The organism is Arthrobacter humicola, from assembly GCF_022803015.1.
Lineage (GTDB): Bacteria > Actinomycetota > Actinomycetes > Actinomycetales > Micrococcaceae > Arthrobacter > Arthrobacter humicola_A.
The window spans coordinates 88,044-107,989 of sequence record NZ_JAFKON010000011.1; the positions used below are offsets into that span (position 1 = coordinate 88,044).

The 19,946-nt window shown below is 68.4% G+C and carries 18 protein-coding genes and 1 rRNA gene; 16 read left to right on the plus strand and 3 right to left on the minus strand.

Features of this window, described 5'->3' with window-relative positions; translation table 11 throughout:
- Nucleotides 1-188: 188 nt before the first annotated feature.
- From argC to ARTB_RS18430, 10 genes are all read left to right on the plus strand, one after another.
- Entirely contained in the window at nucleotides 189-1,232 is a 1,044-nt protein-coding gene (argC, locus tag ARTB_RS18385) for an N-acetyl-gamma-glutamyl-phosphate reductase (RefSeq protein ID WP_243181786.1), read from the plus strand.
- On the plus strand, nucleotides 1,229-2,395 hold the full coding sequence (gene argJ, locus ARTB_RS18390; protein ID WP_243181787.1) for a bifunctional glutamate N-acetyltransferase/amino-acid acetyltransferase ArgJ: 1,167 nt from the start codon (nucleotides 1,229-1,231) through the stop codon (nucleotides 2,393-2,395). Before argC ends, argJ begins: the two co-directional genes overlap by 4 nt.
- 50 nt (nucleotides 2,396-2,445) lie before the next feature.
- Nucleotides 2,446-3,378 carry an acetylglutamate kinase gene (gene argB / locus ARTB_RS18395; RefSeq protein ID WP_243181788.1) on the plus strand — a complete coding sequence of 311 codons (933 nt, stop codon included), beginning with the start codon at nucleotides 2,446-2,448 and terminating at the stop codon, nucleotides 3,376-3,378.
- Between the two features lie 59 nt (nucleotides 3,379-3,437).
- Nucleotides 3,438-4,766, plus strand: a complete 1,329-nt coding sequence (locus tag ARTB_RS18400) for an acetylornithine transaminase (protein WP_439954149.1) — start codon at nucleotides 3,438-3,440, stop codon at nucleotides 4,764-4,766.
- Nucleotides 4,763-5,788 carry an ornithine carbamoyltransferase gene (gene argF, locus ARTB_RS18405; RefSeq protein WP_439954148.1) on the plus strand — a complete coding sequence of 342 codons (1,026 nt, stop codon included), beginning with the start codon at nucleotides 4,763-4,765 and terminating at the stop codon, nucleotides 5,786-5,788. Before ARTB_RS18400 ends, argF begins: the two co-directional genes overlap by 4 nt.
- Nucleotides 5,788-6,318, plus strand: a complete 531-nt coding sequence (locus ARTB_RS18410) for an arginine repressor (protein ID WP_079551248.1) — start codon at nucleotides 5,788-5,790, stop codon at nucleotides 6,316-6,318. The genes argF and ARTB_RS18410 overlap by 1 nt, the downstream gene beginning before the upstream one ends.
- Before the next feature lie 111 nt (nucleotides 6,319-6,429).
- On the plus strand, nucleotides 6,430-7,635 hold the full coding sequence (locus ARTB_RS18415) for an argininosuccinate synthase (RefSeq protein WP_028277269.1): 1,206 nt from the start codon (nucleotides 6,430-6,432) through the stop codon (nucleotides 7,633-7,635).
- 5 nt (nucleotides 7,636-7,640) lie between these two features.
- A complete protein-coding gene (argH, locus tag ARTB_RS18420; protein WP_028277270.1) occupies nucleotides 7,641-9,077 on the plus strand; it encodes an argininosuccinate lyase in 1,437 nt (478 codons plus the stop codon).
- Between the two features lie 191 nt (nucleotides 9,078-9,268).
- Complete coding sequence (locus ARTB_RS18425) at nucleotides 9,269-9,805, plus strand: pyridoxine/pyridoxamine 5'-phosphate oxidase (RefSeq protein WP_243181789.1); 537 nt, start codon at nucleotides 9,269-9,271, stop codon at nucleotides 9,803-9,805.
- A gap of 57 nt (nucleotides 9,806-9,862) precedes the next feature.
- The gene (locus ARTB_RS18430) at nucleotides 9,863-10,600 is read left to right on the plus strand and encodes a maleylpyruvate isomerase family mycothiol-dependent enzyme (RefSeq protein ID WP_243181790.1); all 738 of its coding nucleotides are present in this window, start codon (nucleotides 9,863-9,865) and stop codon (nucleotides 10,598-10,600) included.
- 58 nt (nucleotides 10,601-10,658) lie between these two features.
- On the opposite strand, the gene ARTB_RS18435 is transcribed toward ARTB_RS18430, so the two are convergent.
- Together ARTB_RS18435 and ARTB_RS18440 are read right to left on the minus strand one after the other, a co-directional pair.
- Complete coding sequence (locus ARTB_RS18435; RefSeq protein WP_243181791.1) at nucleotides 10,659-11,177, minus strand: methylated-DNA--[protein]-cysteine S-methyltransferase; 519 nt, start codon at nucleotides 11,175-11,177, stop codon at nucleotides 10,659-10,661.
- Nucleotides 11,174-12,721, minus strand: coding sequence for an AlkA N-terminal domain-containing protein (locus tag ARTB_RS18440; protein WP_243181792.1), 1,548 nt, complete (start codon nucleotides 12,719-12,721; stop codon nucleotides 11,174-11,176). The genes ARTB_RS18435 and ARTB_RS18440 overlap by 4 nt, the downstream gene beginning before the upstream one ends.
- A 90-nt stretch (nucleotides 12,722-12,811) precedes the next feature.
- Between ARTB_RS18440 and ARTB_RS18445 the strand changes: the two genes are divergently transcribed.
- Nucleotides 12,812-13,513, plus strand: coding sequence for a DNA-3-methyladenine glycosylase (locus tag ARTB_RS18445; RefSeq protein ID WP_243181793.1), 702 nt, complete (start codon nucleotides 12,812-12,814; stop codon nucleotides 13,511-13,513).
- A gap of 73 nt (nucleotides 13,514-13,586) precedes the next feature.
- The gene (locus ARTB_RS18450; RefSeq protein WP_243181794.1) at nucleotides 13,587-14,234 is read left to right on the plus strand and encodes a hypothetical protein; all 648 of its coding nucleotides are present in this window, start codon (nucleotides 13,587-13,589) and stop codon (nucleotides 14,232-14,234) included.
- Here the strand turns inward: ARTB_RS18450 and ARTB_RS18455 are convergent.
- The gene (locus tag ARTB_RS18455) at nucleotides 14,231-14,857 is read right to left on the minus strand and encodes a GNAT family N-acetyltransferase (protein WP_243181795.1); all 627 of its coding nucleotides are present in this window, start codon (nucleotides 14,855-14,857) and stop codon (nucleotides 14,231-14,233) included. The two genes, ARTB_RS18450 and ARTB_RS18455, sit on opposite strands and share 4 nt — an antisense overlap.
- 180 nt (nucleotides 14,858-15,037) lie before the next feature.
- Here ARTB_RS18455 and ARTB_RS18460 point away from each other — a divergent pair, with 180 nt between their 5' ends.
- The 4 genes from ARTB_RS18460 to ARTB_RS18475 form a co-directional block, all read left to right on the plus strand.
- Nucleotides 15,038-15,559, plus strand: a complete 522-nt coding sequence (locus ARTB_RS18460) for an adenine phosphoribosyltransferase (protein WP_243181808.1) — start codon at nucleotides 15,038-15,040, stop codon at nucleotides 15,557-15,559.
- Between the two features lie 147 nt (nucleotides 15,560-15,706).
- Nucleotides 15,707-17,935, plus strand: coding sequence for a HelD family protein (locus ARTB_RS18465; RefSeq protein WP_243181796.1), 2,229 nt, complete (start codon nucleotides 15,707-15,709; stop codon nucleotides 17,933-17,935).
- A gap of 59 nt (nucleotides 17,936-17,994) precedes the next feature.
- Nucleotides 17,995-19,308, plus strand: a complete 1,314-nt coding sequence (gene tyrS / locus ARTB_RS18470) for a tyrosine--tRNA ligase (RefSeq protein ID WP_243181797.1) — start codon at nucleotides 17,995-17,997, stop codon at nucleotides 19,306-19,308.
- Nucleotides 19,309-19,858: 550 nt separating this feature from the next.
- Nucleotides 19,859-19,946 (plus strand): 16S ribosomal RNA (locus ARTB_RS18475); the annotation flags it as partial.

Sequence of the window (19,946 nt, forward strand, 5' to 3'; positions counted from 1 at the left end):
AGGGCGCTTGCCTCGTCACGGTTACGGGCAACGCTGCAGCTGACATTCGCAGCTGCACGGTCTGGATCACCCTTTACCAAGCATACGCCCCCGGGTTTCCGCGGCGGGCCGTTCGGGAGCTTTGGACACACGCCCATCGATGCATAAATATCGGCATCTATGCATACTCTTGCTGTATAGTCGTGCTTATGACTATTTCTGTTGCCGTTTCCGGGGCTAGCGGCTATGCCGGCGGCGAGGTCCTGCGGCTCCTCGCCGGTCATCCCGACGTCACCATCGGCGCCATCACGGCCCACAGCAACGCCGGTTCCAGACTAGGGGAATTGCAGCCGCATCTCCATGGCCTCGCGGACCGGATTCTCGAAGACACCACCGTGGATAACCTGGCCGGGCACGACGTCGTGTTCCTGGCGCTTCCGCACGGGGCATCCGGGGAGATCGCGGCGCAGCTGCCCGCCGGGACCCTGGTCATCGACGCCGGCGCGGACCACCGACTCGAGGACCCGGAGGCCTGGGAGAAGTTCTACGGGTCGGCCCACGCCGGAACCTGGCCCTACGGACTCCCGGAACTGCCCGGCCAGCGAGATGCCCTCCGTGGCGCCACCCGGATCGCCGTCCCCGGCTGCTACCCGACCTCGGCCCTGCTCGCCCTCACTCCCGGCTTCAGCAACCAGCTGCTGGAGGGCGACGACGTCGTGATCGTCTCCGCCTCCGGCACCTCAGGGGCCGGCAAAGCTGCCAAGGTCAACCTGATCGGCGCCGAAGTCATGGGCTCCATGAGCCCCTACGGGGTCGGCGGGGGACACCGGCACACCCCCGAGATCGAACAGGGACTCTCCAAGGCGCTGGGGTCCCCGGTCACCGTCTCCTTCACGCCCACGCTGGCACCGATGAGCCGCGGCATCCTCACCACGGCGACCGCCAGGGTCCGGCAGCAGCCAGGCCGCAGTGTCACTGCCGCAGACCTGCGTGCCGCCTGGGCCGAAGCCTACGACGACGAACCGTTCGTGCACCTGCTCCCCGAGGGGCAGTGGCCCTCCACGAAATCGGTCCAGGGATCGAACCACACGGTCATGCAGCTCGCCTTTGATGAGCACACCGGCCGCGTGATCGTGTGCTGTGCGATCGACAACCTCACCAAGGGGACCGCCGGCGGGGCCGTGCAGTCCATGAACCTAGCCCTCGGCCTGGCGGAAACCGCCGGCCTCAACCTCCAGGGAGTCGCACCGTGAGCATCACCGCACCGCAGGGATTCCGCGCCGCCGGCGTGACGGCCGGGCTCAAGGCTTCCGGCAAGCCGGATGTGGCCCTCGTGGTCAACGACGGCCCGTCCAAGGCCGCCGCGGCGGTCTTCACGTCCAACCGCGTCGCAGCGGCCCCCGTGCACTGGTCCCGCGAAGTGGTCAAGGACGGCCGCGTGGATGCCGTGATCCTCAACTCCGGCGGCGCCAACGCCTGCACCGGGCCCCAGGGGTTCCAGAACACGCACACCACTGCGGAGAAGACCGCCGAGGTCCTCGGCGTCTCCGCCACCGACGTCGTGGTCTGCTCCACCGGACTGATTGGCGAGCAGCTCCCCATGGAGAAAATCCTGGCCGGGATCGGTTCCGCCACCGCGGCCCTGGCCGCGGACGGCGGCCCCGCGGCGGCCACCGCGATCATGACCACGGATTCGGTGTCCAAGCAGGCCGTCTTCACCGGCACGGCCGCGGACGGCACGCAGTTCACCATCGGCGGCATGGCCAAGGGCGCCGGCATGCTGGCCCCGGGCCTGGCCACCATGCTGGTGGTCCTCACCACGGACGCCGACGTCCCGCCGGACGTGCTCGACGCCGAACTCCGCAACGCCACGCGGCTCACCTTCGACCGGGCGGACTCGGACGGCTGCATGTCCACCAACGACACCGTGGTGCTGCTCGCCTCCGGCGCCTCCGGTGCCGCGCCGTCCGCCGCCGACTTCGGCACGGGCCTGACCCAGGTCTGCGCCGAGCTGGCCCGCAAACTGATCGGCGACGCCGAGGGCGCCAGCCACGACATCGCGATCCGGACGTTCAACGCCACGAGTGAGCGGGACGCAGAAGTCGTCAGCCGCGCCGTCGCCCGCTCCAACCTGTTCAAAACCGCGATCTTCGGCAAGGACCCCAACTGGGGCCGCGTGCTGTCCGCCGTCGGCACCACCGACGCGGCCTTCGAACCGGACCAGCTGAACGTATCCATGAACGGTGTGCAGATCTGCCGCAACGGCAGCATCGGCGATGACCGGAACCTCGTGGACCTCGAACCGCGCGAGGTCCTGGTCGAAATCGACCTGCAGGCCGGTACAGCCGAGGCCACGATCCTCACCAACGACCTCACCCACGACTACGTCCACGAAAACAGCGCCTACTCCAGCTAATCCCCCCCCCCGGAGGGATGAACAGTAGGGACGAACAGAGGACGAACAGCATGAACACCCAGACCCGCGAGACCACCTCCCAGTCCGACGCCCGGGACAAAGCCGCCACGCTGATCGAGGCGCTGCCCTGGATCCAGCGCTTTGCCGGCAGCACCATGGTGATCAAGTACGGCGGCAATGCCATGGTCAACGACGAGCTCCGCCGCGCCTTCGCCGAGGACGTCGTGTTCCTGCACCACGTCGGCATCCACCCCGTGGTGGTGCATGGCGGCGGCCCGCAGATCAACGCCATGCTCAGCCGGCTCGGGATCGAATCCGAATTCAAGGGCGGGCTGCGCGTCACCACGCCCGAGGCCATGGACGTGGTCCGGATGGTCCTCACCGGCCAGGTGGGACGCGAACTCGTGGGCCTGATCAACTCCCACGGCCCGTACGCCGTCGGGATGTCCGGCGAAGACGGCGGCCTGCTCCGCGCCGTCCGCACCGGCACCGTGGTGGACGGCGAAGCGGTGGACCTCGGCCTGGTGGGCGAGGTGGTCGGGGTGAACCCGGAAGGGATTGTGGACATCCTCGCGGCCGGCCGGATTCCCGTGATCTCCACCGTCGCCCCGGAAATCCACGACGACGGATCCACCACCGGTCAGGTACTTAATGTGAACGCGGACACGGCGGCGGCCGCGGTCGCGTCGGCCCTGGGTGCCTCCAAGCTGGTCATCCTGACCGACGTCGAGGGCCTCTACGCCAACTGGCCGGACAGGTCATCGCTCATTTCGTCGCTGACGGCGTCGGAGCTGCGCGAGATGCTGCCGCGCCTCGAGTCCGGCATGATCCCGAAGATGGCGGCGTGCCTGAAGGCCATTGACGACGGCGTCGAGCGCGCCCACATCGTGGACGGCCGCCTGCCGCACTCGATGCTCCTGGAAACCTTTACGACCGCCGGCATCGGCACCCAGGTCGTCCCCGACGAGGAAGTGAACGCATAGTGAGCAGCACTGAACTGAGCCATTCCGCTGAAGGCCGCAGCAGCGATGGGGGGCCGGGTGTGGTCGGGCACCGCGAAGCGGGCGGGGCCCCCATCGCTGCGGAGGCCGCTGCAACCGCGCTCGTTGGTCAAACCAGTGGCGCGCAGTGGCTGTCCCGCTACTCGTCCTCCCTGCTGGGCGTCTTCGGCACCCCGCAGCGGGTCCTGGTCCGCGGCGCCGGCTGCCTCGTGTGGGACGCCGACGGCAAGGAATACCTGGACCTGCTCGGCGGCATCGCGGTGAACGCCCTCGGCCACGCCCACCCGTTCGTGACCTCGGTGATCTCCAGCCAGCTGGCCACCCTGGGCCACGTCTCGAACTTCTTCACGAGCCCCACCCAGATCGCCCTGGCCGAGAAGCTGCTGGAACTGTCCAAGGCCCCGGCCGGCTCCAAGGTGTTCTTCGCCAACTCCGGCACCGAAGCCGTCGAGGCGGCCTTCAAACTGGCGCGCCGTAACAGTGGCGCGAGCCAGTCCGCGGCCGCGGAGAATATTGTCGCGGAAAGAACAGCGAAGCCGCGCACCAAGATCATCGCGCTCGAAGGCGCCTTCCACGGGCGCACCATGGGTGCCCTCGCGCTGACCTCCAAGGAGGCCTACCGGGCGCCGTTCGCGCCGCTGCCCGGCGGCGTCGTGCATGTCCCGTTTGGTGACATCGAGGCCCTCCGCGCCGCCATTGATGAGACCACTGCCGCCGTCTTCCTCGAACCGATCCAGGGCGAGGCCGGCGTCCGGCCGCTGCCTGCCGGCTACCTCAAGGCGGCCCGCGAGGCCACGAGCGCGGCCGGCGCCCTGCTGATCCTCGACGAGGTCCAGACCGGCATCGGCCGCACCGGCAAGTGGCTGGCCAGCGAGGACGCCGGAATCGTGCCCGACGCCGTGACCCTCGCCAAGGGCCTGGGCGGCGGCTTCCCGGTCGGCGCGCTCGTCACGTTCGGCCCGGAAACGTCTGCCCTGCTGACCGCCGGCCAGCACGGGACGACATTCGGCGGCAACCCGGTGGCCACCGCCGCCGCCCTCGCCACCCTGCACGTCCTGGAAAACCAAGACATCCTGGCCCACGTCCGGAACCTGGGGGAGCATCTGCGCGCCGGCCTCACCGGAATCGCCGGCGTGACAGAGGTCCGCGGCGAGGGGCTGCTGATCGGCTTCGACCTCGACGCCGACGTCGCCCCGGGCGTCGTGGCCGCCGGCCTCGACGCCGGGTTCATCGTCAACAGCCCGGGCCCGCGCACCATCCGGCTGGCGCCCCCGCTGATCCTGACCACCGAGCAGGCAGACCTTTTCCTGGCCGCCCTGCCGGCACTGCTCGAGACCGCCAAGACCAACGCTGCAAAGGACGCCAAGTGACCGCCGCCGTGACCGCCTCAGTGCCCACCCGCCACTTCCTCAAGGACACGGACCTCAGCCCGGCCGAGCAGGCCGAGGTCCTCGAGCTCGCCGTCCGGATGAAGGCCGCGCCCTACAGCGTGCAGCCCTTCGCCGCGGACGGCAACGGCCGCCGGACGGTGGCCGTCATCTTCGACAAGACCTCCACCCGGACCAGGGTCTCCTTCGCCACCGGCATCGCGGACATGGGCGGCAACGCGCTCATCATCAACCCCGGCGAGGCGCAGATCGGGCACAAAGAATCGGTCGAGGACACCGCGAAGGTGCTCGAACGCATGGTCTCCACCATTGTGTGGCGCACCGGCGCGCATGCCGGGCTCGTCGCCATGGCCGAGAACTCCCGCGTTCCGGTCATCAACGCCCTGTGCGATGACTACCACCCATGCCAGCTCCTGGCCGATCTGCTGACGGTCAAGGAGCACAAAGGCTCGCTCCAGGGCCTGACCATGGCCTACCTGGGCGACTCGGCCAACAACATGGCCAACTCCTACCTGCTGGCCGGCGTGACGGCGGGCATGAACGTCCGCGTCGCCGGGCCGGAAGGCTACCTGCCGTCGCCGGAGATCATCGCCGCCGCCGAGGACCGTGCCGCGGAGACCGGCGGCTCGGTGCTGGTGACGGTTGACGCCGCCGAAGCGCTCCTGGGCGCCGACGTCGTCGCGACCGACACGTGGGTGTCCATGGGCCAGGAGGCGGAGAAGGAAGCGCGGATGAAGCTGTTCCGCGCCTATTCCGTGGATGCCGACGCGATGAAGCTCGCGGCGCCGGACGCCGTCGTGCTGCACTGCCTCCCGGCCTACCGGGGCTACGAGATCGCCGCGGACGTCATTGACGGCCCGCAGTCGGTGGTCTGGGACGAGGCCGAAAACCGGCTGCACGCGCAGAAGGCACTCATGGCCTGGCTCATGCACCGCTCCGGTCTGGCAGTGGTTGACGGTCTGGCGCCACTCGATGGGCCGGCACCGGTGGGCGGCCCGGCCTGATGTCCGTCCAGCCAGCCTCTCCTGGGGCCAGCCCGGCCACCAAGACAGCCCGGCAGGCGCGGATCACGGCGATTCTCACGGGCGAATCTGTCCGTTCCCAGGCCGAGCTCGCGGCGCTGCTCGCGGACGACGGCGTCCAGGTCACCCAGGCCACGCTGTCACGCGACCTCGTGGAACTCGGCGCCGTCCGGGTCCGCGGCAAGGACGGCGTGCTGGTCTACGCCGTCCCGGGGGAGGGCGGCGAACGGGCGGCCAAGAGCGGCGTCACCCAGGAAATCCTCGACGCCCGGCTGACCCGGTTGTGTGGGGAACTGCTCGTCACCGCCGAGGCCTCCGCCAACCTCGTGGTGCTTCGGACCCCGCCGGGCGCCGCGAACTTCCTGGCCCTCGCCATCGACCACTCCGTGATGCCCTCGATCCTGGGCACCATCGCTGGGGACGACACCGTCCTGCTTGTCACCCGGGACCCCCTGGGCGGCGCGGACATCGCCGCACGCTTCCTGCAGTTCGCCGAGGAAGCCGGCCAGTAAGCCACACCATGAGCCCTTCACAGGACCGGGCACCCGGGGTGTGTGACAGGCTTGCAACAGACAGATTTTTCCCAGACTTAAAGCATCACCAAACAACTAAGGAGCATTTCCGTGACTGAGCGTATTGTTCTGGCCTACTCCGGTGGCCTGGATACTTCCGTAGCCATCGGCTGGATCGGTGAAGCCACCGGCGCCGAGGTCATCGCCGTGGCGGTCGACGTCGGACAGGGCGGCGAATCGCTGGAGACCATCCGCCAGCGCGCGCTGGGCTGCGGCGCCGTCGAAGCCTACGTCGCCGACGCCAGCGACGAGTTCGCCAACGAGTACTGCGTGCCCACGCTGAAGGCCAACGCCCTCTACCAGGGCCACTACCCGCTGGTCTCGGCCATCTCCCGCCCGGTGATCGTCAAGCACCTGGTCAAGGCCGCTCGCGAATTCGGCGCCACCACCGTCGCCCACGGCTGCACCGGCAAGGGCAACGACCAGGTCCGCTTCGAAGTCGGCATCCAGACCCTCGGCCCGGACCTGAAGTGCATCGCCCCGGTCCGTGACCTCGCCCTGACCCGCGACAAGGCCATCGCCTTCGCCGAGGAAAAGGGACTGCCGATCGAGACCACCAAGAAGAACCCGTACTCGATCGACCAGAACGTCTGGGGCCGCGCCGTCGAAACCGGCTACCTCGAGGACATCTGGAACGCCCCCACCAAGGACATCTACGACTACACCGCCACCCCGGAATTCCCGCCGGCACCGGATGAGGTCACCATCTCCTTCGAGGCCGGCGTCCCGGTCGCGATCGACGGCGTCAAGGTCACCCCGCTGCAGGCCATCAAGGAACTCAACCGCCGCGCCGGCGCCCAGGGCGTGGGCCGGATCGACGTCGTCGAGGACCGCCTCGTGGGCATCAAGTCCCGCGAGATCTACGAGGCACCGGGCGCCATGGCGCTCATCACCGCGCACAAGCACCTCGAAGACATCACGATCGAGCGCGAGCAGGCCCGCTTCAAGGCGACCGTCGGCCAGCGCTGGGCCGAGCTGGTCTACGACGGCCAGTGGTTCTCGCCGCTCAAGCGCTCCCTCGACGCCTTCATCGAGGACACCCAGAAGTACGTCTCCGGTGACATCCGCATGGTGCTGCACGGCGGCCAGGCAATCGTCAACGGACGCCGCTCCGAGACCTCGCTCTACGACTTCGACCTTGCCACGTACGACACCGGCGACACGTTCGACCAGTCGATGGCGCGCGGCTTCATCGAGCTGTGGGGCATGTCCGCCAAGGTTGCCTCCGGCCGCGACATCCGCGTCGCAGGAGAGTAGCCCCTGTGGCTGAGTCGGAAACCACTAAGTCTGAGGCGACAAATACGGGAGCGCTGTGGGGCGGCCGGTTTGCCGGCGGCCCCGCGGACGCCCTCGCCGCGCTGAGCAAGTCCACGCACTTCGACTGGCGGCTGGCCCGCTACGACATCGCCGGGTCCAAGGCGCACGCCCGCGTGCTGCACAAGGCCGGGCTGCTGGACGATGCCGAACTCGACGGCATGCTGGCCGCCCTGACGCAGCTGGATGAGGACGTCGCCTCCGGCGCCTACCTGCCGGCCGAGTCCGATGAGGACGTGCACGGTTCGCTCGAGCGCGGCCTGATCGAACGCGCCGGTACCCAGCTCGGCGGCAAGCTCCGCGCCGGCCGGTCCCGCAACGACCAGGTGGCCACCCTGGGACGGATGTTCCTGCGCGATCACGCCCGGATCATCGCCCGCGGCGTGCTCGCCACGATTGACGCTCTCGTGGACCAGGCCAAGGCGCACCAGGGCGTGGCCATGCCTGGCCGCACCCACCTGCAGCACGCCCAGCCGGTCCTGCTCAGCCACCACCTGCTGGCCCACGCATGGGCGCTGCTGCGCGATGTGCAGCGGCTGGCCGACTGGGACAAGCGCGCCGGGGTTTCGCCCTACGGCTCCGGTGCCCTGGCGGGCTCCTCGCTCGGCCTGGACCCCGAGGCCGTCGCCGCGGACCTCGGCTTCTTCTCGGCGACGCACAACTCGATCGACGGCACCGCCTCCCGCGACGTCTTCGCCGAGTTCGCCTGGATCACGGCCATGATCGGCGTGGACCTGTCCCGGGTCTCGGAGGAAGTGATCCTGTGGGCCACGAAGGAGTTCTCCTTCGTCACCCTGCACGATTCCTACTCCACCGGCTCCTCGATCATGCCGCAGAAGAAGAACCCGGACGTGGCCGAACTCGCTCGCGGCAAGGCCGGCCGGCTGATCGGCAACCTGACCGGGCTGCTGGCCACCCTGAAGGGCCTGCCGCTCGCGTACAACCGCGATCTGCAGGAGGACAAGGAACCGGTCTTCGACGCCGCCGACACCCTGGAGGTCCTGCTCCCGGCAGTTTCCGGGATGATCGCGACGCTGAAGTTCAACACCGAACGGATGGAAGCGCTGGCTCCCCAGGGTTTCGCGCTGGCGACGGACATCGCCGAATGGCTGGTCCGCCAGGGTGTGCCGTTCCGCGAGGCGCACGAGCTCTCCGGCGCCGCGGTCAAGCAGGCCGAAAGCCGCGGCGTCGAGCTCTGGGACCTCACGGACGAGGAATACGCCGCCATCTCGGGGCACCTGACGCCGGAGGTCCGTACAGTCCTGTCCACCGAGGGTTCGCTCAACAGCCGGAACTCGCAGGGCGGCACCGCACCGGCCGCCGTCGAACGCCAGCTGCTGGCCCTCGAGGGCGAGCTCGCCGGCGTGCGGGAGTACGCCGGCTAGCCAGCACACGCGGGGGGCCACGCGGGCAGGGTTCCCTGGCCGAGCTTGCGAGGCTAGGGTGCCGGTGGGGAGTTCCGGCAGCGTCTCGGCCGACGCTCCTGCATTGCCTGCAGGAGCGTCGGCGGATTTCCTGCCAAAAGTGAGGGAGCGTTTGGCGTTTGCCGCCGAAAACTCCCCGCTAGCATTGCGACATGAGCGAATCGTTCCGCCAACTGCTGCGTGCCCTGCCAGACTTCCCGGAAGTGCTCCCGGACTTCGACCCGGCGGCGGCGCCCGCGGACCCCGCGGAGCTGTTCCGGCTGTGGCTGGACGAGGCCCTGGCGGCCGGGGTGCCGCAGCCCAATGCGTGCAGCCTGGCCACCGCCGATGAGCACGGCCGGCCGTCGTCGCGGATGCTGATCCTGAAGGACATCGACGCCGACGGCTGGCACTTCGCCACGTCCCGGAAATCCCGCAAGGGCAAGGAGCTCACGGCCAACCCGCACGCGGCGCTGAACTTCTTCTGGCAACACCAGGGCCGCCAGGTGCGGGTGGCCGGGGACGTCGTGGAGCTGTCCGCGGAAGCCTCGGCCGCCGACTGGCGGGCCCGGCCCGGCGCCGACGACGGCGAAAATGCAGACAATGAAAACACAGACTGGCAGCTCTACGCCATCCGGCCCCGCGAAATAGAATTCTGGCAGGCCCGGCATGACCGCCGGCACATCCGGCACCGCTACGCGCCCCGCTGACCGGGCAACGCTCAGTTAATCCGACTTAATCGGGTGGCTCGGTTTAGGATGGGCGCCATGACCTCAATCACACCAGAGAACCTTCGGGCAGAACTGCACCGCGCCGCCGGAGTCGTGGCCGGAATCGCCGCGAAACTGACGGAACAGGACATCAAAGCGCCGTCGGAACTGCCCGGCTGGAGCCGCGGGCACGTGCTGGCCCACATCTGCGGGATTGCCAACGCGATGGCCCGGCAGCTCGAATTTGCCGCCCGCGGCGAGGGCGTCGAACTCTATGACGGCGGCTTCGAGGGGCGGAACCGCGCCATCGAGATGGCGGCCGGCCACAGCCTCGGGCAGCACCGGGCCGACCTCGACGCAGCGTTGGACCGGGCCCTGCGCGCCTTCGACTCCCTCGACGCGGCCGGCTGGCGTGAGCCCATCACCTACCGCGGAGGAGTCGTGTTCGACGGCGGCCTGGCACTGTGGCGCGAACTCGTCATCCATGCCGCCGACCTCGGCACCGGCCACGGACCGGAAACCTGGAGCCGCCCGTTCTGCGGGCACCTTTTCGATTTCCTCTCCGCGCGGGTACCCGAGGGCCAGCGCTTCGTGCTGCAGCCGCTCGGCCTGCCCGCGGTGGCCATCGGGAGCGGCGGAACATCGACCGTGATCAACGGCATGCTCACGGACATCGCCGCGTGGCTCGCCGGCCGCAACCCCACCCTCGGCAGCCTGCGCGCCACCGCCGCGGCCGACGGCGTCGACCTTCCGAAGCTGCTGCCCTGGCCTGCCGGCGTTCCGGTCAACAACTAAGGTCGCGGGGCCATCGGGGGCAGGCCTCTCACGGGGCCGAGTTTGGGCCCGTGCAGGTCTAGGGCCGTGCCGTCGCGAGGGCTGCTTCGCGTTCCCGGTCCAACAGGCTGCCCTTGACGGCCAGCCCCCAGCGGAAGCCGCCCAGCGTCCCGTCGGTGCGGATGACGCGGTGGCAGGGAACAAACAGGGCCGCCGCATTGAAGGCGCAGGCACTGGCGGCCGCCCGGACGGCCTTGGCGTTGCCGGACAGCTCCGCGTACTCCGTGTAGGTCACCGGGCGCCCCGGCGCGACCGTGCGCAGCACGTCCCAGGCATGGCTGCGGAACGGCCCGGACTTCTGCAGCACCGGCACCCCCATGGCAGGCTCCGGATCGCCGGCATAGAACGCCTCCACGGCCTCGGAGATCTCGCCCAGCCCGGTGACGGTCTCGAATCCGGCCGGAAGCAGGTCAGCGTGGATCTGGCCGGTCAGCTCGCCGGGAACGGCGGTCCAGCCCGACGACAGGACAGCCCCGTCCCGGGCAATGATGGTGAACGGACCGTCCGGGGTGGACATGGTCAACAGCTGGGCTTTCATGGTTTCGCTTCCTTCAGAGTCTGCTTCGGAGTCTGCTTGTGGTTCTGCGTTGGAGCCTGCCTCGGCGGCAGGGACGGCTTGCGCGCCGCGGCCTGGGCAGCCGCTGCTGCGCGCCACAGGTGCATGGTGGCGTAAGAGCGCCAGGGGCTGACCTCACGGAAATCCGGGGCGAGGGTGGCGCCGTCGGGTGTCTCGGCGAGTGAACGGATGCCATTGCGGACCGCGGCGTCGTTGGCCAGGAACACATCCGGCGCGCCGATGACCCGCATCGCGACGTATCCCACGGTCCACGGCCCGACGCCGGCCAGGGGCAGGAGTTTGGCCTCCAGCCCCTGCACGTCATCGCCGTAGCCGAAATCGAGGTCGCCCGAGGCCATCGCCGCCGCGGCGCCCCGGACAGCATCGATGCGCCGCTGCGGGCCGCGGAGAAGTTCGAAGCCGGTCCCGGCGATCTGTGCGGCCGTCGGGAACAGCCGGTGGAGGCCGTCATCGGGCACCAGGCTCGTGCTCCCGGCCGCGGAAAGCTGGACCAGGGCGGTCCGCGCGGCGGCCACGGTGATCTGTTGGCCGATCATCGCCCGGATCAGCAGTTCCTGCGGATCAACGGCGCCGGGCATCCGGATGCCCGGCGTGAGCGCCACCGCGGCGGCCAGCCGGGAGTCGGCCTCGAGGGCGGCATCGATGGCGACCGGATCGGCGTCCAGGTCCAGCAGCCGGCGGACCCTGCTCAACAGGGCGGCCAGATCCCGGAGGTCGACGGCGCCGATGGTCAGCACGAGCGGACGCCCGGCCGTGCCGGCGTCGTAATCCACCCGGAAGCGGGCATCGCCGTGCATCAGCCGCAGGGTCCGGGCGTAGGAAGTGGAGGTACCTTCCTCGATCCCGGGGATGGCGCGGACGGCCAGGAAATCAAAGACGCCCGGGTCGAACGGTTCGCGGTACGGAAGGTTGAGCGTGAGCGCTGTGGTGGCCGCGGGGGAGCGGTGATGCCTGGCTGTGGCCCGGAGCGCGGAAGGCGTCATCGCAAAGACCTCGCCGATGGTCTCGTTGAACTGGCGCACGCTGCTGAATCCGGCGGCGAAGGCGATGTCCGAGACTTTCATGGCGGTGGAGACCAGCAGGGTGCGGGCGGTCTGGGCGCGGCTGGCCCGCGCCAGGGACAGCGGGCCGGCACCGAGTTCGTGGCTGAGGATCCGGTTGAGCTGGCGCGAGGAGTATCCGAGCCGGGCCGCGAGCCCCTCGACGCCGTCGCGGTTGATCACGCCGTCATTGATGAGCCGCATGGCCCGGCCGGCGATATCGGAGCGCACGTTCCAGGCCGGCGTACCCGGCACGGCCTCGGGCAGGCAGCGTTTGCACGCACGGTAGCCGGCGTCGTGCGCCGCGGCGGACGTTTCATAGAACGTGACATTGTCCGCCTTGGGCGTCCGCGCGGGGCACGATGGCCGGCAATAGATGCCGGTGGTCCGGACAGCTGTGTAGAACTGCCCGTCGAAGCGGGTGTCCCGGGCATCGATTGCCCGGTAGCGCTGCCAGAAGTCCATCACCCCATCCTGCCAGCTTCGCGGAGCAGCTGCTAGCGGAATTCGGACACGGCCTACCTCACCTTTGGCGGTGTTTGTTAAAGTCTGAGCATGACTTCCAGCCCGCTTCCTGCCGAGTCCGGCACGGAGTCCGGCGCGGCCGTGTCCGTCCGCGAGCTGCTCTCGGCCGATGCCCGGCACGTGGCGCCGCTGATCCTCGGCGCGGTCCTGACGCACGACGGGCCCGGCGGATCCGTCTCGGTTCGGATTACCGAAGTGGAGGCATACCTGGGCCCGCATGATTCGCACCACCCTGACCCCGGGTCCCACACCTTCCGCGGCCAAACGGCCCGCAACGCCCCGATGTTCGGCCCGGCCGGCCACCTCTACGTGTATTTCACGTACGGGATGCACCATTGCGCCAATATCGTGTGCGGGCCCGAGGGCGTGGCGTCGGCGCTCCTGCTGCGGGCCGGCGAAGTGGTCGCGGGGCATGAACTGGCGAGGGCCAGGCGGCCGACGTCGAAATCGGATGTCGACCTCGCGAGCGGGCCTGCCCGGCTGGCGACCGCGCTGGGACTGACGACGGCGGACAGCGGGCGGGATGCCCTCGCGCCGCCGTTCCGGCTGGAACCGGCCGCGCACCCGCCGGAGGGGGTCGCCGCGGGCATCAGCTCCGGTCCGCGCGTCGGCGTCTCCGGCGACGGCGGCAGCCACGAGTACCCCTGGCGGTTCTGGCTCAGCGGCGACCCGACCGTCTCCCGCTACAAGGCGGCAAAGCCGGCAAAGGCGCCAGGCGCCCGCGGCGCGTGAGGCAGCGGGCACTGTGTGCGCCCCGTTCCCGCGCGCTGATGCCGGAGCGTGCGGTGGGGGATGATGGAGCATTATGGGCGAGGGGAAGCGCGGAAAACCGGGCAGCGAGCTCGAGCGGCTCCAGATCTTCGCGGAGCTGGCCGCCGAGTACTTCCGCATGGTGGAACTGTTCACCCCCGACGGCGTGCAGGTCGCGGCCGACTCCGTCGAGGCAGAGCGCCGGCACTGGATTGAGCTCTTCCGCGCGGCCCTGCTGCGCAAATTCATCGTTCCCGAAGAACACGTTTCGCTCAAACTCGTGGTGCGGGCGCTGCGCCTGTGCAACTACTCGGCGGACTCCCGCCTGGGCCAGGGCGCAGCGGAAACGGCCGGGATGTTCACCAACGGGATGATCCGGGACCGCGAGGCGCTGATGGCCGAAATCGCCCTGGCCGACCATGACTTGTTCGAGGACGTCCTCTATGGACGGCTCCTTCACGGTGACGCCGACAGGTTCCGCCGGTCCGGATGGGCCGGGGACTACGCCCGGCTGAGCCGCGTGGCGGCCGGGCGGTTCGACGCCGAGCGCGCGCTCCGAAAAGCGCTGAACATCGTCAACTACGGGCTTGCCAACGGACTCCTGCGCCCGCCGGAACCGGACTCCGTGCCTCCAGATGCCGTGCCCCCAGATGCCGGGCCTCCCGTTCATCCGGACGCCTTGCCGCCACCGGCGGGGGATTAGGGGTTCCAAGTTGCTGCGGAGCTGCCCAGTGAATAGTCGGCGCCGACGGCGAAGGGGGCGAGCCGGCGCCGCAGGTCCTCGCGCACGTGCGGCCACTCCTGCGAGAGGATCGAGAAGACGGCCGTGTCCGCTCGTCCCCCGCCTGGCGCCGCGCGGTGGCCGCGGAGGACCCCCTCGAATTGTGCGCCGAGCCGTTCGATCGCCGTCGCACTCCTGGTGTTGCGGGCGTCGCAGCGGAAAGCCACCCGGTCCACTTCCAGTACCTCATAGGCGTAGGCGAGGAGCATGTGCTTGCTCGCCGGATTGACGTGGCTGCCCCAGAATTGCCGCCTGTAGAATGTTCCGCCGATTTCCAGGCGTTGCTGGTCCGGAACGTAGTCGCGGAGGGACGTCGTGCCCAGCAGGGCGCCGGTGCGCCCGTCCGTGACTGCGAACGGGATGGTGGCGGGATCCTCCAGCCGTGACCGGAACAGCGCCGCCAGTTCGAGGGCAGTCGCAGGCATCGGTGCCGCCATGCCTGCCCACATGCCGGCGTCCACAAAATCGAAGAGGCCCGCCGCATGGTGCGGGGCCAGCGGAACCAGCCGAACCCCATGGCCGGAGAGGACGATTTCGTGTCGCATTCGAGCATTCAATCACCGGCGGGATGGACAGGAGCGGCGAATCCGGCACCGACAGCGTGAACATTGGATGGCCGGTGGGTTGCCGCGGGCCGCCGGGACGGGAGGCCCGGGAAGCTTCCGGCTACCAGCCAGTAAGGTGGATGGGTGAATCAAAGCGACCCGAACCAGACGACGACTGCAATGCCGGTGGATGAGCTGATCAAGAGCCTGTGCGCCACTATCCCGGACTATCCCAAACCCGGCGTCAGCTTCAAGGACCTGACCCCGGTCTTCGCCGACGGTGCTGCCTTCGGGGCCGTCGTCGATGCCCTGGTGGGACCTTTCCAGGGCCAGTTCGACGCCGTCGCCGGAGTGGAGGCCCGCGGCTTCCTGCTCGCGGCGGCCGCCGCCTACGCCACCGGGACCGGGGTCATCACGGTCCGCAAGGCCGGCAAGCTTCCGCGCGAGGTGTTCTCCGAGGACTACGCCCTGGAGTACGGCACCGCCACCCTTGAGCTGCACACCACGGACCTGGCGCCGGGGAGCCGGGTGCTGATCCTCGACGACGTGCTCGCCACGGGCGGCACGCTCGGCGCCGCGGCGCGGCTCTTCGAGCGGTGCGGGATCCACGTGGCAGGCATCGGTGTGGTCATGGAACTCGACGATCTTGGCGGCCGCACAGCCCTGACCGGCCACAACGTCCGGTCCCTGCTGCGGATTTAGCGGGCCTGCCGGGCTGGACCATCCGGGCCGTGTCGGTAGAATTCCCTGACGAAGACTGCCTTGGCATCGTTCGGCGACATGCAACAGCCGTGCCGCCGAAATGGCTGTAGAATGGTGGGTCTGTCTTTTTCGATAGGGGAACGTTCGATGCACGACGCTGATTTGGTCCATGAACGCGACTATGTGGCCGGACTTTACGCCCGACTCGATGAGTTGCGGGCGGAGAAGCGCACCCAGCTGGCCCAGGTGCGCCGGGCCGGTGCCGTGGGCACCATGCAGAACGTTTCCGAACGTGATGCCTTCGCTGCCCTCTACGAGGACCGCCTCGCCCAGCTCGACGCCGTCGATGACCGGCTCGTGTTCGGCCGCCTGGACCTGGATTCCGGGGAGGCCCAGTACATCGGCCGCATCGGCCTGACCACCGAGGACCTGCAGCGGCTCATGGTGGACTGGCGTGCGCCCGAGGCCGGCCATTTCTACCAGGCCACGGCATTCGACCGGCAGGGCGTCCGCCGCCGCCGCCACCTGATCCTGCAGGGCCGCGAGGTCAAGGCAATCGAGGATGACGTGCTCGACGCCGACATGCTCGCCGACAACGATTCGCTACAGGGCGAGGGTGCCCTGCTGGCTGCCCTGAACTCCAAGCGGACGGGCCGGATGTCAGACATCGTCGGCACCATCCAGTCCGAGCAGGACCGGATCATCCGTTCCTCCATCTCCGGCGCCCTCGTGGTCCAGGGTGGCCCGGGCACGGGCAAGACCGCTGTCGCCCTGCACCGCGCCGCGTACCTGCTCTACACGCACCGGGACCGGCTCAAGAGCGCCGGCGTCCTGCTGGTGGGGCCGACGTCGTCCTTCATGAAGTACATCGAACGCGTGCTGCCCTCGCTCGGCGAGACCGGCGTCGTCATGGCGAGTCTGGGCCGGCTGATGCCCGGCATCACCGCCGTTGCCGAGCCGGACTCCGCCGTCGCCGCCATCAAGGGCCGGCTCGACATGGCCGAGGTGGTCGCCAACGCCGTGGCCAACCGGCAGCGCATTCCGGCCGGAAACCGGACCCTTGAGGTGGACGGCCGCAAACTGGTCCTCACGCCCAGGCAGGTCCGCCGCGCCAAGGAGAGGGCGCGCGCCACGGGCAAACCGCACAACGAGGCCCGCGTCTCCTTCGTCAAGATCCTGCTCCGCGAATTGACCGAGCAGATGACGGAGCTGGTGGAGGCAGGCAACATCGGCAACAACGCCGACCGCTCCTACCTGGCCGAGGATGTCCGCTCGGCCCGGGATGTCCGGATCGCCCTGAACCTGTGCTGGATGCCGATGACCCCGGAGAAACTCGTGGGGGAGCTGCTCAGCAAGCCGGCCATCCTCGAGGCATGCACCCCGAACCTCAGCCCGGAAGAACGCGCACTGCTGCTCCGTCCGGCCGATTCGCCCTGGACCGAGTCCGACGTTCCGCTGCTGGACGAGGCTGCCGAATTGCTCGGCGAACTTGATGCCGCCGCCGGGCGCGGCCTGGCGCAGCAGGAACAGGACCGGGCCCGCGACCTGGCCAACGCCAAGCAGACCCTGGTCAACATGGAAACCGCCGGCGTGGACGTCCTTGTCACGGCCGAAGACCTGGTGGATCAGAACCAGGAGCGTGAGACGCGGCTGACCGCTGCAGAGCGTGCCACCACGGACCGTTCCTGGGCCTTCGGGCACATTGTGGTGGACGAAGCGCAGGAGCTGTCACCCATGCAGTGGCGGCTGCTGGTCCGACGCTGCCCGCTGAAGTCCTTTACGATCGTGGGCGACATCGCGCAGACCAGTTCTGTTGCCGGCGCCAACTCCTGGCACAGCGCGCTGGGCCCCATGTTCGGCGACCGCTGGCAGCTCGAGGAGCTGACCGTCAACTACCGCACCCCGTCCCAGATCGCCGAGGCCGCCGCCCGCATGGCGACCGCGGCAGGACTTGTGGTTTCGGCGCCCAAGGCCGTGCGGGAAGGGCGATGGTCCCCGGTCATCGACAAAGTCGGCCAGGGCCAGATCGTCAGCAAGCTCGTCGAGGTGCTTCCGGAGGAACTGGACGCCATCGAGGGCGGCCTGCTGGCGGTCATCGCCGACGGCGGCCTTCTCCCTGAGGCCAGCGCGGCACTGCGGGCCGTGTACGGCCACCGGGTCGGGACGGGCGCCGGGAGTTATGCGCAGGACATCGTGGTGATCAGTCCCCGCGAGGCGAAGGGGCTGGAATTCGACGGCGTCGTGGTCCTGGAACCGACGGACATGCTCAATCACGAGCACGGCCGGGTGGGTGACCTGTACGTGGCCATGACCCGGCCCACCCAGCGCCTGCGGCTCATCGCCGCCGCCGGAGTCCCGGCAGGCATCGAGGAGTAGGCCGGGCCGGCAGGCGTCACCTGCGCTGCCGCCCGGTTGATCCTGCTAACTTAGATTCCGTGTCCCAGCTAAATATTCTCGATGCCCAGCAGAACGATCCCAGCTTTGCCAATATCTGGCAGGAGCTGAAATGGCGCGGCCTTGTCCACGTCTCCACGGATGAGGCGGAGCTCGAAAAGCTCCTCGCCGGCGACCCCGTGACGTATTACTGCGGCTTCGATCCGACCGCGCCGAGCCTGCACCTGGGCAACCTGGTCCAGCTGCTGCTCATGCGCCGGATCCAGCTGGCCGGCCACAAGCCGCTCGGACTGGTGGGCGGCTCCACGGGCTTGATCGGTGATCCGCGTCCGACGGCGGAACGCACCCTGAACACCAAGGACACCGTGTCCGAGTGGGTGGGCTACCTTCAGGCCCAGGTCCGTAGGTTCCTGAACTTCGAGGGCGACAACGCAGCCCGGATGGTCAACAACCTGGACTGGACGGCGCCCCTGAGCGCCATCGACTTCCTGCGCGAGATCGGCAAGCACTACCGTGTCGGCACGATGCTCCGGAAGGACGCCGTCGCCTCCCGCCTCAGTTCCGACGAAGGCATCAGCTACACGGAGTTCAGCTACCAGATCCTGCAGGGCATGGACTACCTGCAGTTGTTCCGCGACTACGGTTGCATGCTGCAGACCGGCGGCTCGGATCAGTGGGGCAACCTCACCAGTGGCACCGAGCTCATCCGCAAGGTTGAGGGCAAACACGTCCACGCCCTGGGAACGCCGCTCATCACCAACTCTGACGGCACCAAGTTCGGCAAGAGCGAGGGCAACGCGATCTGGCTGGATCCAACCATGTGCAGCCCTTACGCGTTCTACCAGTTCTGGCTCAACACGGCGGACGCCGACGTCGCGGACCGACTCAAAGTGTTCACCTTCCTGAGCCGCGCCGAGATTGAGGAACTGGAGCTCGCGATCGCCGAACGGCCCTTCGCCCGCGAGGGCCAGCGAAAGCTGGCCTACGAGGTGACTTCGCTCGTCCATGGCGTGGACGCCACCGAGAAGGTCATTGCGGCTTCCGCCGCGGTGTTCGGCAACGGCGACCTCTCCGTACTGGACGAAGCGACACTGAAGGCGGCGACCTCCGAGCTGCCCTCCGCCACGGTTGACGCCGGCGCCCTGGGCATCATCGAGCTGCTGGTCGCCTCCGGTCTGTCTGAGAGCAAGTCCGCCGCACGCCGCACTGTGGGGGAGGGCGGCGCCTACGTCAACAATGCGAAGGTGTCTGACCCCGACGCCGTTATTGCGGCCAGCGAGTTGCTGCACGGGCGCTACCTGCTTCTGCGCCGGGGCAAGAAGAACCTGGCAACGGTGGAAGTCGCAGCGTCCTGACCAGTACGGGATCCTGACCAGTACCGGATCCTGACCAGTACCGGATCCTGACCGGTACCGAAAACGCACCTGCACGCTCCTTCCCGGCCGATTTGCACGGCCGGGGAGGAGCGTGTATTGTTTTCTGAGTTGCCGCCGTTGAGTGGTGACAAACCCCCACAAATGAGAAGCAATTCTTCATGCGCCAGGCGCACATAATGAAAATTGCTTCAATTATGCTGGGCGGATTCGCTCCACAAAGCGAAATTCCGGTGAAAATCGCGAATTTGCAAAGTGGAAATGAATGAAATAAGCTGTAAACATCGCAGCGAAGAAAAGCGAAACAAAGAATTCATCGAAATGAATTGTTCCGGCAAGTATTCGAATGTGTCTGTTGTTTGAGAACTCAATAGTGTGCCAAGTTTGTTGATACCAATTTATTGTATTGAATTGGTTGAATTTGCCGGGCCCGCCACCCCGTGGTGTGGTCTGGTGTTATTTGGCTGGTTTCAAATTTTGTGCAGCGTGTGCATCCCGTTTTCCCGGGGGCGCATGTTGTGTCTGTTTTACTTCAACGGAGAGTTTGATCCTGGCTCAGGATGAACGCTGGCGGCGTGCTTAACACATGCAAGTCGAACGATGATCCGGTGCTTGCACCG

Coding starts and splice junctions, on each gene's coding strand:
- argC (WP_243181786.1), top strand. CDS start 189: ATGACTATTTCTGTTGCCGTTTCCGGGGCTAGCGGCTATGCCGGCGGC.
- argB (WP_243181788.1), top strand. CDS start 2,446: ATGAACACCCAGACCCGCGAGACCACCTCCCAGTCCGACGCCCGGGAC.
- ARTB_RS18410 (WP_079551248.1), top strand. CDS start 5,788: ATGTCCGTCCAGCCAGCCTCTCCTGGGGCCAGCCCGGCCACCAAGACA.
- ARTB_RS18425 (WP_243181789.1), top strand. CDS start 9,269: ATGAGCGAATCGTTCCGCCAACTGCTGCGTGCCCTGCCAGACTTCCCG.
- ARTB_RS18430 (WP_243181790.1), top strand. CDS start 9,863: ATGACCTCAATCACACCAGAGAACCTTCGGGCAGAACTGCACCGCGCC.
- ARTB_RS18435 (WP_243181791.1), bottom strand. CDS start 11,177: ATGAAAGCCCAGCTGTTGACCATGTCCACCCCGGACGGTCCGTTCACC.
- ARTB_RS18440 (WP_243181792.1), bottom strand. CDS start 12,721: ATGGACTTCTGGCAGCGCTACCGGGCAATCGATGCCCGGGACACCCGC.
- ARTB_RS18445 (WP_243181793.1), top strand. CDS start 12,812: ATGACTTCCAGCCCGCTTCCTGCCGAGTCCGGCACGGAGTCCGGCGCG.
- ARTB_RS18450 (WP_243181794.1), top strand. CDS start 13,587: ATGGGCGAGGGGAAGCGCGGAAAACCGGGCAGCGAGCTCGAGCGGCTC.
- ARTB_RS18455 (WP_243181795.1), bottom strand. CDS start 14,857: ATGCGACACGAAATCGTCCTCTCCGGCCATGGGGTTCGGCTGGTTCCG.
- ARTB_RS18460 (WP_243181808.1), top strand. CDS start 15,038: ATGCCGGTGGATGAGCTGATCAAGAGCCTGTGCGCCACTATCCCGGAC.
- ARTB_RS18465 (WP_243181796.1), top strand. CDS start 15,707: ATGCACGACGCTGATTTGGTCCATGAACGCGACTATGTGGCCGGACTT.